At 71.9% G+C, this 14,838-nt stretch carries 11 protein-coding genes; 4 read left to right on the plus strand and 7 right to left on the minus strand.

Translation table 11 applies throughout. From position 1 onward, the window contains the following. Positions 1-30: 30 nt before the first annotated feature. Positions 31-1,089 carry a rhamnogalacturonan acetylesterase gene (locus ACZ4UV_RS40435; protein WP_451020830.1) on the minus strand — a complete coding sequence of 353 codons (1,059 nt, stop codon included), beginning with the start codon at positions 1,087-1,089 and terminating at the stop codon, positions 31-33. 189 nt (positions 1,090-1,278) lie between these two features. Here ACZ4UV_RS40435 and ACZ4UV_RS40440 point away from each other — a divergent pair, with 189 nt between their 5' ends. Continuing rightward, positions 1,279-2,958: a rhamnogalacturonan lyase B N-terminal domain-containing protein gene (locus ACZ4UV_RS40440; protein ID WP_451020831.1), complete on the plus strand. Its 1,680-nt coding sequence runs from the start codon at positions 1,279-1,281 to the stop codon at positions 2,956-2,958. Positions 2,959-2,970: 12 nt separating this feature from the next. Here the strand turns inward: ACZ4UV_RS40440 and ACZ4UV_RS40445 are convergent, their stop codons facing one another. Beyond that, positions 2,971-4,380, minus strand: a complete 1,410-nt coding sequence (locus ACZ4UV_RS40445) for an RICIN domain-containing protein (RefSeq protein ID WP_451020832.1) — start codon at positions 4,378-4,380, stop codon at positions 2,971-2,973. Between the two features lie 186 nt (positions 4,381-4,566). Here ACZ4UV_RS40445 and ACZ4UV_RS40450 point away from each other — a divergent pair, with 186 nt between their 5' ends. Further along, positions 4,567-6,666 carry an autotransporter gene (locus ACZ4UV_RS40450; RefSeq protein WP_467844965.1) on the plus strand — a complete coding sequence of 700 codons (2,100 nt, stop codon included), beginning with the start codon at positions 4,567-4,569 and terminating at the stop codon, positions 6,664-6,666. 31 nt (positions 6,667-6,697) lie between these two features. Here ACZ4UV_RS40450 and ACZ4UV_RS40455 read toward each other — a convergent pair whose 3' ends face one another. The 3 genes from ACZ4UV_RS40455 to ACZ4UV_RS40465 all read right to left on the minus strand — a co-directional run bounded on the left by ACZ4UV_RS40455 (position 6,698) and on the right by ACZ4UV_RS40465 (position 9,608). Next, positions 6,698-6,904, minus strand: a complete 207-nt coding sequence (locus tag ACZ4UV_RS40455; protein ID WP_451020833.1) for a hypothetical protein — start codon at positions 6,902-6,904, stop codon at positions 6,698-6,700. Between the two features lie 429 nt (positions 6,905-7,333). Then, complete coding sequence (locus ACZ4UV_RS40460) at positions 7,334-8,188, minus strand: PhzF family phenazine biosynthesis protein (RefSeq protein WP_451020834.1); 855 nt, start codon at positions 8,186-8,188, stop codon at positions 7,334-7,336. Between the two features lie 34 nt (positions 8,189-8,222). Continuing rightward, entirely contained in the window at positions 8,223-9,608 is a 1,386-nt protein-coding gene (locus ACZ4UV_RS40465) for an amino acid permease (protein ID WP_451020835.1), read from the minus strand. Positions 9,609-9,768: 160 nt separating this feature from the next. Here ACZ4UV_RS40465 and mmuM point away from each other — a divergent pair, with 160 nt between their 5' ends. Both mmuM and ACZ4UV_RS40475 read left to right on the plus strand, forming a co-directional pair. After that, a complete protein-coding gene (gene mmuM / locus ACZ4UV_RS40470) occupies positions 9,769-10,686 on the plus strand; it encodes a homocysteine S-methyltransferase (RefSeq protein ID WP_467844969.1) in 918 nt (305 codons plus the stop codon). A 203-nt stretch (positions 10,687-10,889) separates the two neighbouring features. Beyond that, entirely contained in the window at positions 10,890-11,951 is a 1,062-nt protein-coding gene (locus ACZ4UV_RS40475) for a LacI family DNA-binding transcriptional regulator (protein WP_467844972.1), read from the plus strand. Here the strand turns inward: ACZ4UV_RS40475 and ACZ4UV_RS40480 are convergent. Further along, on the minus strand, positions 11,925-13,481 hold the full coding sequence (locus tag ACZ4UV_RS40480; protein ID WP_451019752.1) for a carboxylesterase/lipase family protein: 1,557 nt from the start codon (positions 13,479-13,481) through the stop codon (positions 11,925-11,927). The genes ACZ4UV_RS40475 and ACZ4UV_RS40480 overlap by 27 nt on opposite strands. A 108-nt stretch (positions 13,482-13,589) precedes the next feature. Continuing rightward, on the minus strand, positions 13,590-14,828 hold the full coding sequence (locus ACZ4UV_RS40485) for an alginate lyase family protein (protein ID WP_451019753.1): 1,239 nt from the start codon (positions 14,826-14,828) through the stop codon (positions 13,590-13,592). Positions 14,829-14,838 lie beyond the last annotated feature (10 nt).

Consider the following 14,838-nt stretch of genomic DNA (forward strand, 5'->3'; position numbering starts at 1 on the left):
CCCCGGTTCCGGTCGGGACGCCCCAGGGGCTCATCGCGCCCGCACGGTGCCCCGGGGCACCAGGTGCTGGGCGAGCAGTTCGTCGCGCACCAGGCCCGCGTAGACGGTGGCTCCGTACGCGGAGGTGTGCGTGTTGTCCTTCTTCTCGTTGTACAGGTACAGCGCCTTGGAGCCCTCCACGCCGAGCGACTCCACCAGCGCCTTGGTCTTCGCCGTGAGGTCGATCAGCGGAACGTCCTCGGCGGCGGCGACCGAGCGGATCACCTCAGGATGATTGACGCCGAGCCCGTTGACCAGAAGCGCGATGTCGTTGTTCAGCGTGCCGTCGGCATTGAACCAGCGGCGCACGATGGGTGTGACCAGCACCGGCCGCCCGCCCTTCTCCCGTACGCCCGCCACCAGGGTCTCCAGATTCGCGCGGTAGGTCGCCTCGTCCGTCGTCTTGTCGTTGTGCGCCAGCTGGATGAGGACCAGGTCACCCGGGTGGATCAACGGCTGGACGGTACCCCAGAGTTGCGGGTTCTGGAGGTAGGTCACCGTACTTTCGCCGGAGTCCGCGTAGTTGGCGACGGCAACGCCCGTGCGCAGGAACTGCGGGAGCTGCTGGCCCCAGCCGGAGTAGGGGTCGGCCGGCTGGTCGCAGACGGTGGAGTCGCCTATCAGGAACAGCTGCCTGGTGTGCCGGGAAGAAGGGGTGACGCGGATGTCGGCGAGTGCGGGGGCCGGGCCGCCGATGGTGAGGTCCAGCCCGGGGGTTCCGTCCGGGCCCGTCGGCTCGCCTTCCGGGGTGCGGACGTCGACGGTGAAGCTGCGGGTCGCGTGCCGCCCCGCGGCGACGGCCGTCTCGGGGAGGAGCGAGCGGCGGGTCTCCCCGCTGATGCTCGTGCCGGACGCGGTCGCGCCGCCGAGCCGGACCGTCACGTCGTAGTCGCCCGGCGGGACGTCGAAGTGGCAGGCGGTCGCGGTGCAGTTCTCGATGCCGAGGGGCGGCCGCCGTCCATGGGCCTGGGCGGCGGGGGCGGCCGTCAGGCAGGCGGCGAGGACGGCCGCCGCGAGCGCGGCGACGCGAACACCGTTGAAACGTCTCACTCGGGACTCCTCCGTCGTGGCGACATGACCTGGCGCGGACCGTACCCCTAATCGGCAAGCGCTTTCCAGCCCCTGGACCCATTTCGGCAAACTGCCAACCCCACGATGGCGAAAGCCCTTTCGCGAAATCGATTCAACTGTCAGTCTCACACTCACCCGCACCCCCGCCCCACCGAAGGAGGCACCCCCATGTCCGGATCCACCGGGAGACCGCTCGGACGCCGCACCTTCGTCCTCGGCAGCGCGGCCGCCGCCGGTACCGCGGCCCTCGCCGGCCCGCTCGCCGAGACCGCCTCGGCCGCGGGCTTCGGCTGGTCGGACGACGGCTCCGACTACGTCGTGGACACCGGCGCGAGCCTGGTCTTCAAGGTCAGCAAGACCAACGGCGACCTGACCTCGCTGGTCTACAAGGGCACCGAGTACCAGGGCTACGGCGGCAAGAACTCGCACGTCGAGTCGGGGCTCGGCACCTCCACGGTGACCATCGCCCAGTCGGGGTCGACGATCCTGGTCTCCGTGGCGTACGGCACGCTGAAGCACTACTACGCGGCCCGCAGCGGCGAGAACAACGTCTACCTCTGGACCAACAAGGCCGACTCGTCCGTCACCGCCACCCGCTACATCGTGCGCGTGAAGGCCGGCCTGTTCCTCAACGACGAGCCGGATTCCTACACCTACGCGCCCACCGTCATCGAGTCCGCGGACATCTTCGAGAAGTCCGACGGGCAGACCCGCGCCAAGCACTACTCGAAGCTGCGGGTGATGGACTACGACTACATCGGCTGGACGACCGGCAGCGTCGGCCTGTGGATCGTGCGCAGCAACCACGAGAAGGCCTCCGGCGGCCCGTTCTACCGCTCGCTGCTGCGCCACCAGAGCGCCGACGGCGGCGGGCTGTACGAGATCCTGTACTACGGCGAGAACCAGACCGAGTCGGAGCGCTACGGTCTCCAGGGCCCGTACGTCATCGCCTTCACGGACGGCGGCGCACCGTCCTCGTCCCTCTACCCGGGCACCCTGACCACCACGTGGGCGGACTCGCTCGGCATCTCCGGGTACGTGGCGGCGGGCGGGCGCGGCCGGGTCGCGGGCGTCGGCATCTCGGGACGGGACACGGCGTACGCGTACACGGTGGGCCTCGCCAACCCGGCGGCGCAGTACTGGGGTTCGGCGCGCCCGTCGGACGGCTACTTCTCGATCGCGGGGGTGCTGCCGGGGACGTACACCCTCACCGTCTTCAAGGGCGAACTGGCCGTCTACACCCGTTCGGTGAGCGTCTCGGCGGGTTCGACCACCACCCTGAACACCATCGCGATCCCGTCCTCCAACGACCCGAGCAACGCCTCCGCGATCTGGCGTATCAACAACTGGGACGGCACCCCGGGCGGGTTCAAGAACGCCGACCTGATGACGTACATGCACCCGTCGGACGTGCGGGCGGCCTCCTGGACCGGCAACGTGGTCATCGGCAGCGGCACCGAGACCTCGGCCTTCCCCTGCTACCTGTGGAAGGACGTCAACAGCGGGATCGTCGTCTACTTCAGGCTGACCGCCGCCCAGGCCGCCGCCGCGCACACCCTCAGGATCGGCGTGACGACGGCCTACGCGAACGGCCGGCCGCAGGTCGTCGTCAACGACACCTGGACCTCGGCCGTCCCCTCGCCGCCCACCCAGCCGAGCACCCGGTCGCTGACCGTGGGCTCGTACCGGGGCAACAACTACACGTTCACCTACAGCGTGCCGGCGTCCGCCTGGCTGACGGACACCGGCGCGTACAACACGCTGAAGATCTACGTGGCGAGCGGCTCGGGGACGACGTCGTTCCTCAGCGCCGGCACGTCGATCGACGCGATCGACCTGCTGGCCTGAGCCGAGGCGCCATCACGTTCCGCGGGTCCACTGCTGGTTCGTGCCGCCGTTGCACGCGTACGTGATGACGGCGGCCGAGTTGGCGGTGGACGCGCCGCTCACGTCCAGGCACTCGCCGGACGTGCGGGCCTTGATGTTCACGTACGACCCCGAGGTGACGACCGACCACTGCTGGGTGGTGGCGCCGGTGCAGTCCTCCTGGGTGACGTTCGTGTCGTTCTCCTGGAGGCAGAGCGAGCTGCCGCGGCCCATCAGCTCGTAGTAGCCGGTGCCCAGGTCCTTGAACCACCACTTCTGGTTGGTGCCGCCGTTGCACGTGTACTGGCTGATCGCGACGGCCTCCCAGAGGGACTGGTTCGGCACGTCGGCGCACTTGCTGCTGTGCCGCGCGATGAGCGTGTTGTACGTGGCGCTGGTCCCGCCGACCGTGCCGGCGGCCGTGTCGACGGAGATCTCCGGGTACCAGGACATCGACATCGAGGTGTCGGTCGGGAAGGTCAACGGCAGCCAGACGTAACGGGAGTCGTTGACCGTGCCGCCGAAGGAGTTGCCCCAGCGGTCGCCCATGTAGAGGTACGAGGTGCCCGAAGTGCCGCTGATCGGGAGGACGTAGGCGGTCTGGGAACCGTACGCCGTGGAGTCGCCGACGTTGGTCCAGGAGGTCCAGGGGCCGGCGAGCGAGGTGGCGGTGGCGTACTTCTGCTGGTTGGGGCTCCAGCCGGTGGCGGCCGAGGTCAGCATGAAGTAGACGCCGTTGCGCTTGAAGAGGGCCGGGGCCTCGCGGCTGGCGCCGGCCCAGGGGTTGGCGACCAGGCTGTCGATGCCGGTGTAGTCGGCGGTGAGCTTGTAGATGTGCAGGTCGGCGTTCTCGTTGGACGCCGAGACCATGTAGGCGGTGCCGTCGGTGTCGACGAAGGTCGTGAGGTCGCGGGACATGTACTGGCCGAGCGGCTGGAAACTGCCCTGGTAGGTGTAGGTGCCGTCGACGGTGTCGGAGACGGCGACGGCGGCGCGGGCCTGGCTGTAGTCGACGCCGTTCTCCTTGTGCATCCACATCACGAACTTGCCCGTGGACGCGTTGTAGATGACCTTCGGGCGCTCGATGTAGGCGGTGCCGAGTTCGGAGGCGGAGGACTGGGTGAGGACGTGGTTGCGGAACTCCCAGGTCTTCAGGTCGGTGGAGCGGTAGGCGTCCACCGACTTGAAGGTGTTGTCGGAGTTGCGGTCCTCGCCGAACCAGTAGTAGTAGCTGCCGACCTTGACGACCCCGCCGCCGTGGGCGTGGACGACGTTCCCCGAGGTGTCGGTGAACCGGGTGCCGTTGGTGACGGTCCGGGAGGCGGCCGCGGCCGGTCCCGCGGCGGCCAGGGCGCCGATCACCGCCAGGCAGAGGGACAACAGGATCGCGTACGCACGTCTCATCTCACACACGCTCCTTGGGTGTTCCTGGTGGGTTCTGGGGGATTCTGAGATCGCCGAAAAGGTAAGGGTGTGTTACGAGAAGGTCAACGGGTCTGACAAGACAAGGGGGAAAGCGATTTCCGAGTGATGCGCTCGCGGAACTCGGTTTTCTGTTATCCACGCCCGTCCGGGCCCGTCTCCGATCACGTGCGCACCCATCTCCACACCACCGCAGCGGCCGTCGGCGCCCTCGCCGCCCTCCTGGCCTCCGCTCACCCGGCCTGTGCCGCCGGCGCCCGCGACGTCACCGCCGACGTGCTCGCCGACCGGGACGTGACCCTCACCGGCGACACGGTCGTCACCGTGCCCGCCGGGACGACGACGTACGACGGTGTCCTGCACGGCGAGGGCACGCTCACCGTGCGCGGCGGCGGCACCCTGATCCTCACCAGGGACAGCGACTTCACCCTGCCGAAGGCACGGCAACGGCAGGTCGTGCGCACCCAGGGCGGCAACCACCCGTACACGACGGTCACCCGCCCCGACCCGCCCGCGATCACCGTCGAGCGCGGTACGACCCTGCAGTACGGCACGGGCGGCGGCACCGGTCTGATCGGCCACTTCCCCTACAACACCCCCGGCTACCGGCTGAACCAGCTCAACATCCGCGTCGACGGCACCCTGCGCCTGTCCCTGACCCGCACCTTCAACATCGGCACCATCAGCGGCTCGGGCCTGGTGACCCAGCCCCGCAACATGTGGGGCACGCTGGACCTGGCGGGCACGCACCCCTTCTCCGGCGTCATCGACAACGGCACGGGGATGGCCGTCGGCCGCCCCGAGTACCCGGTGTCCCTCCCCGACGCCCGCGCGATCCTCAACCAGGGCTCCTGGATCATCGACACCCCGCTCGGCCAGACGGTCACCCTGCGCCAGGACTTCTACCAGCGGGAGTACGGCAGCGACGTCAACGTCCACTCGCGGCCGGGCAGCAAGGTGGTCCTCACCGGGCAGTACAGCTACAGCGACCGGGGCGGCGACACGAACCCGTCACTCAGCGACTCCTCGCTCAACTGGCGTGCGATTCCCCACCAGTCGAACAAGCGCGGCACCAACATCGAAGGAGCCGACGTGCACTGGGGTGACGGGACGACCCACCGCATCTTCATGCCGGGGACGAAGGACACCGTCTACATCAACCTGCACGAGGCGAGCGGCCGCCGTTCCCGGCTCACCTTCGACTACGACGGCCCGGTGACCCTGGGCGCCCCGATCGGCGGCGGCCGCTACCACGACACGCTGGCCGCGCCCGGCGCCGGGGACATCGTGATCGCGGGCACCCGCGGGAACGACGTGACCTTCGCGGCCGCCCAGGACTACGACGGCTCGACGACGATCGAGAACGGTGCGGTGCTGCGGCTGGGTTCGGGCGCGAAGGGCGGCGACGGCTCGCTCCTCACGGGGACCGAGCGCCGACGCGTCGACGACGACGGCACCCTGATCGTCCGCAACACCTCGACGCCGGTCCGCCTGGCACACGTCGGCGGCTCCGGGTCCCTCGTGCAGTCGGGGGCGGCCACCACCACGCTCACCGGCGACGCGGTGACGTACACGGGGACGACCACCGTCGGCCAGGGCACCCTCGCCCTGCGCTCCGGGGCGACCCTCGTGCACAGCGAGGCGATCCGGCTCACCTCGCCGGGGGCCCGTCTGGACCCGGGCGCGGCGGGCCTGCGGGTGCTGACCGCGCTCTCCGGGAAAGGCACCGTGCTGGGATCCGTCACGAGCGACAGCCTGGTGGCGACCGGGTTGACGGTGAAAGGGGACTACACCCAGCACAAGCGAGGCGAACTGGCGCTGCAGCACAAGCCGTTGAAGGTGACGGGCCGCGTCGCCCTGTCCGGCGCCCTCGACCTGTCCGCCGCGGGCACCGCCCCGGCCCGTCGCATCACCGTGATCGACCACACCGGCAGGGCCCCGACCACCGGCGCCTTCGACGGCCTCACCGAGGGCACCGCGGTCAAACTGGCCGACACCGTCTACCGGATCACCTACCGGGGCGGCGACGGCAACGACGTGGTCCTCGACGCGGAGTCGGCACACTCCTCGGCCGAGGCCGGCACACCCGACACCACACCCAGCGCTCCCCCGACGGTGACCACCCGCACCGCCGCCAACCCGGCCGACGACGCCTTCGGCTGGTGGCCGTACGCCCTCGCCCTGGGCCTCCTCGGCGGCATGGTGGTCCCGGCGGGGCTGCGCACCCAGCGCCGGGGACGCCGCAAGGGCGGCCGGCAGGCGTCCTGACGGCCTACCGGCGCCGCCCGCCGGGTCGCGGTCAAGGTGTGGTCCCTGCCGTCCGGCGGGCGGGGACCAGATCCGCGACGCGTTCGAGCTGGTCGCGCTGGGAGCGCAGGTCCAGGACACCGAGACGTACGACGATGTGCCGGGCGCCGGCGGCGACGTACGCACGCAGGCGTTCGAGCACCTGGGCGGCGGAACCGGCGACGACGGCCTGGATCCTCTCCGGTTCGGGCTGTGGCATGCCGTAGGCGGCCCGTGCGTAGGCGTCCAGCGCCTGCCGGGCGCACTCTGGTGTCGTCGTCGATCCGTACCGACACGAACAGTGCGGGGGTGATGTCCCCGGCCGAGCGGCCCGCGTCGGCCGCCGCTCCACGGACCTCGCGCAGGCCGGACGCGTAGTCGCCGGGGGCGGGCGGACAGGGCAGCCGGCCGTCGTACGTCCGGCCTATGTGGGCCGGCGCGGTGGGACTCGCGCAGCCGAGCCGGACGGGCGGGCCGGCGGGTCGCGACGGGCGGCTGGAGGATGTGCGTGGCGTCTGGGCCATGTAGCGGTCGGCAAGGTGCTGCGGGTCGATCTCGATCATGTCTGTCTCCTGGGCGGGAAGGCTGCTTCGCCCCAGATCCTGCGGCGTGCGGCCGGGGCCGCCAATTCCCTGCGGGGAATGGGATCTCACGTCGGAGACGACACCGGGACGCCCCTCGGTCCGCCGGTGATCTCCGCCGTGCCGCCCACGAGGATCCGCGTGCCGTTCCCGGTACGGCGTACCACCGCCCTGATCGTCGCCGGGGTGCCGAGGGAGTCGCCCATGTCCACGGTGAGGGCCGGGAAGCCCTCGGGGGCGAGGCGGGCGGCCAGGCAGGCCGTGCTGTTGGCGTTGGCGATGTCCTCGGGGACACCGATCGAAGGGGCGAACATGCGGGCCGTGACACGGCCGTCCGGTGTCGGGGCCGAGTACAGGTAGCAGCCCAGCAGGGCCGACCGGTCGCAGGCGGCGCGGAGGCGGTCGAGGTCGGGGGTCAGCGCGGCGACGGCGGACCGGGTGGGCAGCGGGACCAGGAGACGAGGCCGGCCGAGCGAGGCGACGACCGCGCCGGGGGCGTTCCCGGAGAGCCCCAAGGCGGGGAGAACGTCGTCCAGTTCGGCGCCGGTCGGCGTGCGCAGGTGTACCGGACCCGGAGCGAACCAGCCCTCCAGCACGCCGTTCGCGTGACGGACCGCGCGGCCCTGGAGGGTGCCGGTCCGCGTGTGGAGGGTGACGTCCCGGGTCCCGGTGCGTTCGGCGAGTACGGCCAGTGCGGCGACGGTGCCGTGGCCGCAGCCGGGGAGTTCGCCCGTGGCGGTGCAGAAGCGGAGCGATGTCTCTCCGGTGGCCTCGTCGGTCGACAGGAACACCGCGTGCGAGGCGCCGGTCCGGGCGGGCACCGCGCGCCGTTCCTCGTCGGTGAGCGGCAGGTCGTCCAGGACCGCGGTGGGGCTGCCCCCGCGGCCGTCGCGCAGGCAGGCACGGACGATGGTGACGGTCACGGCAGCGAGCGTAGAGGAGCCCGGCCTGGTGGCGTCAGGGGGTGGCGTCCCCCCTCTGCCGCCCGCGCAGCCACACGTACACCGGGATCCCCGCGAACAGGAACAGCACGCCCTGGTAGACGGCCGCGTAGCCGGCGCCGGCGATCAGCCAGAAGGAGAAGGCGAAGGAGAGGGCGGCGACGATCAGGTCGCGGACCAGGCCGGCCGGGCGGACCCGGTCGCGGGTGCCCTGGGCGAGCCAGTAGAGCTGGGCGGCGGCGGAGAGGAGATAGGGGACGCAGCCGGTGAAGGTGGTGATGAGGACCAGGACGCGGAACGTGGTGTCGGGGCCGGCCGTGTAGTTGAGGGCGATGAGGAGGGTGCCGAGGACGGCGACCGCCCAGACGCCGAAGCCGGGCACCCCGCCCTTGCCGACCTTCGCGAACGGCTTCGGGAAGAGGCCGTCGCGGGCGGCGGCGTACGGCATCTGCGCGGCCATCAGGATCCAGCCGTTGAGGCAGCCGACGATCGAGGCGACGGCGACCAGCGCGATCGCGGTGCCGCCCCAGCCGCCCCCGGTGATCGCGTTCACCGCGTCGGCGAAGGGCGCGCCGGACTTCACCAGCTTGTCGTGCGGGACCAGGCCGAAGACGGCGACCGTGCCGAGGATGTAGACGACGGCGGAGCCCAGCGTGCCCAGCACGCCGGCGCGGCCGACCGTGCGCTCGGGGTTCTCGACCTCGCCCGCGCTGACCGCGGCCGACTCGACGCCCAGGAAGCTGTAGAGGAGCAGGGCCGCCGCGGCGGCGAGGGCGCCCGGCGTGCTGTCGCCGGAGGCGTTGAACGGGCCGAAGTTGTCGGTGTCGACGAAGAACAGGCCGACGGTGGCGACCACGAGGAGCGGCACGAACTTCAGGACCGTCGAGACGATCTGGACCGCGCCCACGTACCGGGTGCCGGCGAAGTTCGCGGCGGCCGGGAGCCAGAGCGCGGCGAGCGCGACGGCGCCTTCGAGGACGTGGTTGCCGTGGAGGGGGACGAGGACGTCGACGTAGCCGACGACCGCGACGGCGAGGGCCGCGATGCTGACCCAGCACATCGTCCAGTACGACCACGCGGAGAGGAACCCGGCGAACGGGCCGAACGCGTCGCGCGGGTACACGTACAGGCCGCCGGTGACCGGGCTGCGGCGGGCCAGCTTGCCGAAGAGCAGGGCGAGCAGCACGGCGGCGACGGACAGGACGACGAAGGCGAGCAGGCTGACCGTGCCGTACGGGGCGACGGCGGCGGGCAGCGCGAAGATGCCGCCGCCGATGATGTTGCCCATGACCAGGGCGGTCGCGGCGGCGAGGCCGAAGGTGCGGCGGGGGCCGGACGGGGCCGGGGTGGGTTCCGTGGCCTCGGCGGGGGTGGGAACGGGGACGGGGACGGGGGCTGTCATGGCGGTTCCGGGGGATGTGCGTGCGGGCGTTCGGGGGGGGAGTGGGGGGTGGGGGGAGGGGAGTCGGGTGATCGTATACCCGGTGTCCACATGATGGGCCATCTGTTCATACAGTGGACACAATGGGTCCTTAGGTGCCGGGTCGACTAGCGTCGGGGGCATGACCAGCGACAACTCCCCCAGCCTCGCCGACGCCCTCGCCGCCGGGACGGTCGTGCTCGACGGCGGCATGTCCAACCAGCTGGCGTCCGCCGGGCACGACCTGAGCGACGAGCTGTGGTCGGCACGGCTGCTGGCCGATCGGCCCGACGCGGTCAGCGACGCGCACCTCGCGTACTTCAGGGCGGGCGCGGACGTCGCGATCACCGCGAGCTACCAGGCCACGTTCGAGGGCTTCGCCAAGCGCGGGATCCCGCACGAGGAGGCCGCGCGGCTGCTCGCGCTGAGCGTGGAGCTGGGGCGCGACGCGGTACGGCGGGCGCGGGCGGAGGGCATCGAACGGCCGTTGTGGGTGGCCGCGTCGGTCGGGCCGTACGGCGCGATGCTCGCGGACGGGTCCGAGTACCGGGGGCGGTACGGGCTGGACGTCGACGAGCTGGAGCGGTTCCACCGGCCACGGCTGGAGGTGCTGGCCGGGGCGGGACCGGACGTGCTCGCGCTGGAGACCGTGCCGGACGCGGACGAGGCCGAGGCGCTGTTGCGGGCCGTGCGGGGACTGGGGGTGCCGGCCTGGCTGTCGTACAGCGTGGCGGACGGGCGGACCCGGGCGGGACAGCCGCTGGAGGAGGCGTTCGCCTTGGCCGCGGACGTGGACGAGGTCATCGCCGTGGGCGTGAACTGCTGTGCGCCCGAGGATGTGTCAGACGCGGTTGAGGTGGCGGCGAGGGTGACCGGGAAGCCGGTGGTCGTCTACCCCAACAGTGGTGAGGTGTGGGACGCGGAGGCTCGGGCGTGGACCGGCCGGTCGTTGTTCGACACCGAGCAGGTGGCGGGGTGGCGGGATGCGGGGGCCCGGTTGATCGGGGGGTGCTGTCGGGTGGGGCCGGAGGCCATCGCCGGGATCGCCCGGGTGGTTTGAGGGTCGCCGGTTCGTCGTGGGTGGTGCGGGCCGCGCGCGACTGCGGGACGGTGGGGGCTGGTCGCGCAGTTCCTCCCCCAGCCTTCGGCCGGGGGTACCCCCAGCACCCCTGACGGGGCGCTGCAGTCGCCGTGTCCCCCATGTTCCCCGTGTCCGGGACGGGGCGCTAGGGTCCCCTCGGGAACCGGTTGGCGGGGGTGGGGTTGACCAGGAAGAGCGAAGAGGCGGGGCGGAGCACCATTCGCGATGTCGCCGCCCGTGCCGGGGTGTCGGCCTCCACCGTGTCCCGGGTGCTGGGCGGCGACTATCCCGTCAGTGCCGCCACCCGTAGCCGCGTCCTGCGGGCCGTCCGTGAGATGGACTACGTCGCCGACGCCCGGGCCAAGGCGATCGCCGGGGCCGGTACGCCCACGTTGGCGTTCGTGCTGGAGGACATCACGGGGCCGTCGTTCGCGCACATGGCGCACGGCGTGGAGCGGGAGGCGGCGCGGCTCGGGCATCTGTCGCTGGTGTGCAGCACCGACGGGGACGTGCGGCGCGAGCTGGAGTTCATCGAGATGATGCGGGCCCAGCGGGCGGCCGCCGTGATCCTGGTGGGCGGCGCGGCGGACACGGCCGAGTACCGGGAACGGACCCGTCGGGTGGCCGACTCGCTCGCCTCCGCCGGTTCCCGGCTCGTGCTGTGCGGGCGGCCGCCGCTCGGGCCCGGGGCGCCGGTCACGGTCATCGAGTACGACAACGAGGGCGGGGCCTACGCTCTGGTCGCGCATGTCCTCGCGCAGGGGCATCGCCGGGTGCTGTTCCTGGGCGGGAAGCCGGACCACACGACCGCGATGGGGAGGCAGCGGGGGTATCTCGCCGCGCACCGGGCCCGCGGCATCGAGCCCGACCCCGCACTGCTCCTGCACGGCGACTTCACCCGGGACTCCGGGCACCGGCTGCTGCGGCAGGCGCTGGCGCGGCGGCTGGAGTTCAGCGCCGTGGTCGCCGCCACCGACATGGTGGCCGCGGGCGCGCTGACCGCGCTGCACGAGGCGGGCCTGGCGGTGCCGGGGGACGTGTCGCTCGCCGGGTACGACGACATACCGTTCGCCCGCGATCTGCACCCGGCGCTGACCACCGTGCACGTGCCCTACGAGGAGCTGGGGCGGCTCGCGGTGCGCACCGCGCTCCAGCACCGCGGCGGCGAGTCGCCCGACGAGCATCTGCTCCTCGGCACACATGTGGTCGTACGGGAGTCAGTGGCGCCGCACGACGGCGACTGAGCGCCGCAACCGGCGTACGGCCAGGGCCAGTTCGACGGTGCGTTCGGGGTGGGCGGGGGTGGGCCGGGTCCAGAGGGCGAACTCCGCGTCCCGGGGGCCGGACACCGTGCGGGGCTCGCCGTCGCCGAGGACGCGGACCGGGTGGGTGTCGTCCCAGGGCCACCAGCCGGGGTCGCCGGTGGTGGCGAAGCGGACCCAGGCGCCGTGCATCGCGTCGGCGAGCTCCTGCGGGGCGCCCGCGCCGGCCAGCCGGGCCGATTCGGGGTCCTCCCCGGTGTCGAAGACGAAGCCCAGTTCCAGGGCGTGGCAGGCGCCGAGGCCGGGGCGGTTGGAGGGCCAGGCGAACTCGTAGAGGTACGACGAGCCGGGGCGGGCCTCGGCCAGCCGGTGCAGCGGGAGGCGGAGCAGGTGGTCGGTGACCATCTGGCCGACGGTCTCGGCGGTACCGGCCTCGGGATGCAGGACGCGGTAGCCGCGCGGCACCTCGTGGCCGACGCGGCAGCGGGCCATGGCGCCGGCGAGGGCGACCGGGCCGAGCCGGTCGACGTGGTCGTGCAGGCCGCCGGGGACCAGCCAGAGCCGGTACTCGTCCCGGGTCCAGCCCATCAGGAGGTCGACGCCCGCGGCCGCCTCGCCGTCGAGGAGGGCCTGGAGCGGGTCGCGCGGGACGAGGTCGCCGTCGACGACGATCCCGAAGGCGGGGCCGCCCAGCACCGGGCTGCTGAGCCTGCCCACTTCGGCCTGGGTGCGCAGCAGCAGCTCGCGGTCGACCTCGGCGAAGGCCTGGGCGGTGGCGGGGATCTTCAGCCGGCTGGCCATCCGGCGGACCATGCGCCGTACCTTGTCCCACTCGGAGGCCTCCGGCGGGCCGCTCTGCAGGACGGCCCGGCGGATCAGGCCCTGGGTCTGGGGGGCGGCGAGCAGCGCGCCGGCGCTGATGGCGCCGGCCGACTGGCCGCACAGGGTCACCCGGTCCGGGTCGCCGCCGAACGCGGCGATGGTCTCGTGGACCCAGCGCAGGGCGGCGAGTTGGTCACGCAGGCCGGGGTTGGGCGGGGTGTCCGGGAACAGTCCGTAGCCCTCCACGCCCAGCCGGTAGTTCACCGAGACGAGGACGACCCCGTCCCGGGCGAACGCATGACCGTCGTACACGGGTACGGCCGACGACCCCCTGGTCAGGGCTCCGCCGTGCAGCCAGACCAGGACCGGGAGCCGGGCACCGGGGCCCGGCTCCGGGGTCCAGACGTTGAGGTTGAGGCAGTCGTCGCCGGGGATCACCGGATCCGACAGGTACTGCGCGAACGCCTCCGAGTACGGCGGTTTGGGCGCCGTCGGCCCGAAGGCGCCCGCGTCCCGGACGCCGTCCCAGGGCTCGGGCGGCACGGGCGGAAGGAACCGGTGTTCCCCGAAGGGCGGGGCGGCGTAGGGGATACCGCGGAACACGGCGACGCCGTCCTCCCACCTGCCGCGCACCACCCCGTACGGAGTGTCGGCCACAGGCCCGGCCAGGTCCCTCCGGTCTGCCGTCATCCGCCCACCAGCTCCTCCCGCCGCGCGCGCCAGTACGCCGGTATGACAAGAGCATCACATCTGCTTCCGGTATTCCGGCACCTACGGCGGTCGGGCGGATACGCGCGGCTACTTGGCGTACATCAGGGTGCCGAAGCCGAGCTGGTCGTAGCCGCCGCTGTCGGAGCCGTAGTCCCCGCCGCCGCCCTCGGGGGCGACGAGGTCGTCGTACATGGCGGAGATGTACTTGTCGTCGAGGTACAGGCGCCGGTTGTAGTGGAAGTGGAGCATGGCCCACACCGGGCGGATCTGGCCCCGGGAACTGTCGGAGACGACGGTCTGGGACGACTGGGCGCAGCTCTGGCCGGTGCCCCAGGTGTAGGTGGTGAAGGGGACGTCGTCGCCGAGGTTGTACTTGGCGACGTACTGGGCGGCCTTCATGAACCTCCTGTCGTCGTAGGAGTAGAGGTCATCGCCCTGGTTCCAGGCCATCTCGCAGACCGCGCCCATCTGGCCCATGCCCATGACGGTGTGGCCCTGGTCGCGCCCGGACTCCTGCCACTGGCCGAGTGCGTAGCCGTCGGAGTCGGTGTACAGGTAGGGCACGGCGTGCTCGATCGAGCCGTTGCCCGCGCCCGACTTGAAGTAGGCGACGGCCTGGTCGTACTTGGCGCTGTCCTCGTTGAGGATCCCGATGGCCAGGATCGAGGCCATGTTGCACAGGTCCCAGTTGGCCCAGTAGTTGGTGATGCAGGCGTCGTTGTGGTTGGTCAGGAAGCTGTTGTTGAGCGGGTAGAAGACGTCGGCCAGCAGCTCCTGGGCGGCGGCGAGGTCGAAGCCGTCGTAGTCGCGCATCAGCTCGCAGGCGTTGGCGAACTGCCAGCCGTAGAGGCCGGCCGCGAGGAACCGGTCGGCGTTTCCGGTGACGGTGGTCAGCGTCGTCGACCAGGCGTTGAGGATGGCGGCGGCGCACGCCGCGTTGGCCTCGGTGCCGCCGACCTTCCAGCGCAGCGCGTTCTGGTAGGCGGCGGCGATGTCGTTGTAGAGCAGGCCGTAGTTCTGCCCGTCGCCGCCGCGGATGATCGTGGCGGTCGCCCGGTTGGTCCAGGTCGACTGGGAGTGGGAGTTGGCGGTCAGCCTGTTCCAGCCGGACAGCCAGGGGTCGGTGCCGGCGGCGACCCGCACCTTGGCGCGGTTGATGTCACCGGCGTTGTGCAGCATGCCGGGGTGGGTGAAGGCCGACGGGGCCGCGTCGGCCACCCCGGGGGCGGTGACCGAGGCGGCGACGGCGAGGGCGGCGGCGGCCTTCAGGACGTCACGGCGGCTCAACCCGCCCGGATCAGCTTGTTGTTGTTCGCGGCGGCTCATCGCGATGGTT

Source organism: Streptomyces sp. NPDC028289, from assembly GCF_055565975.1.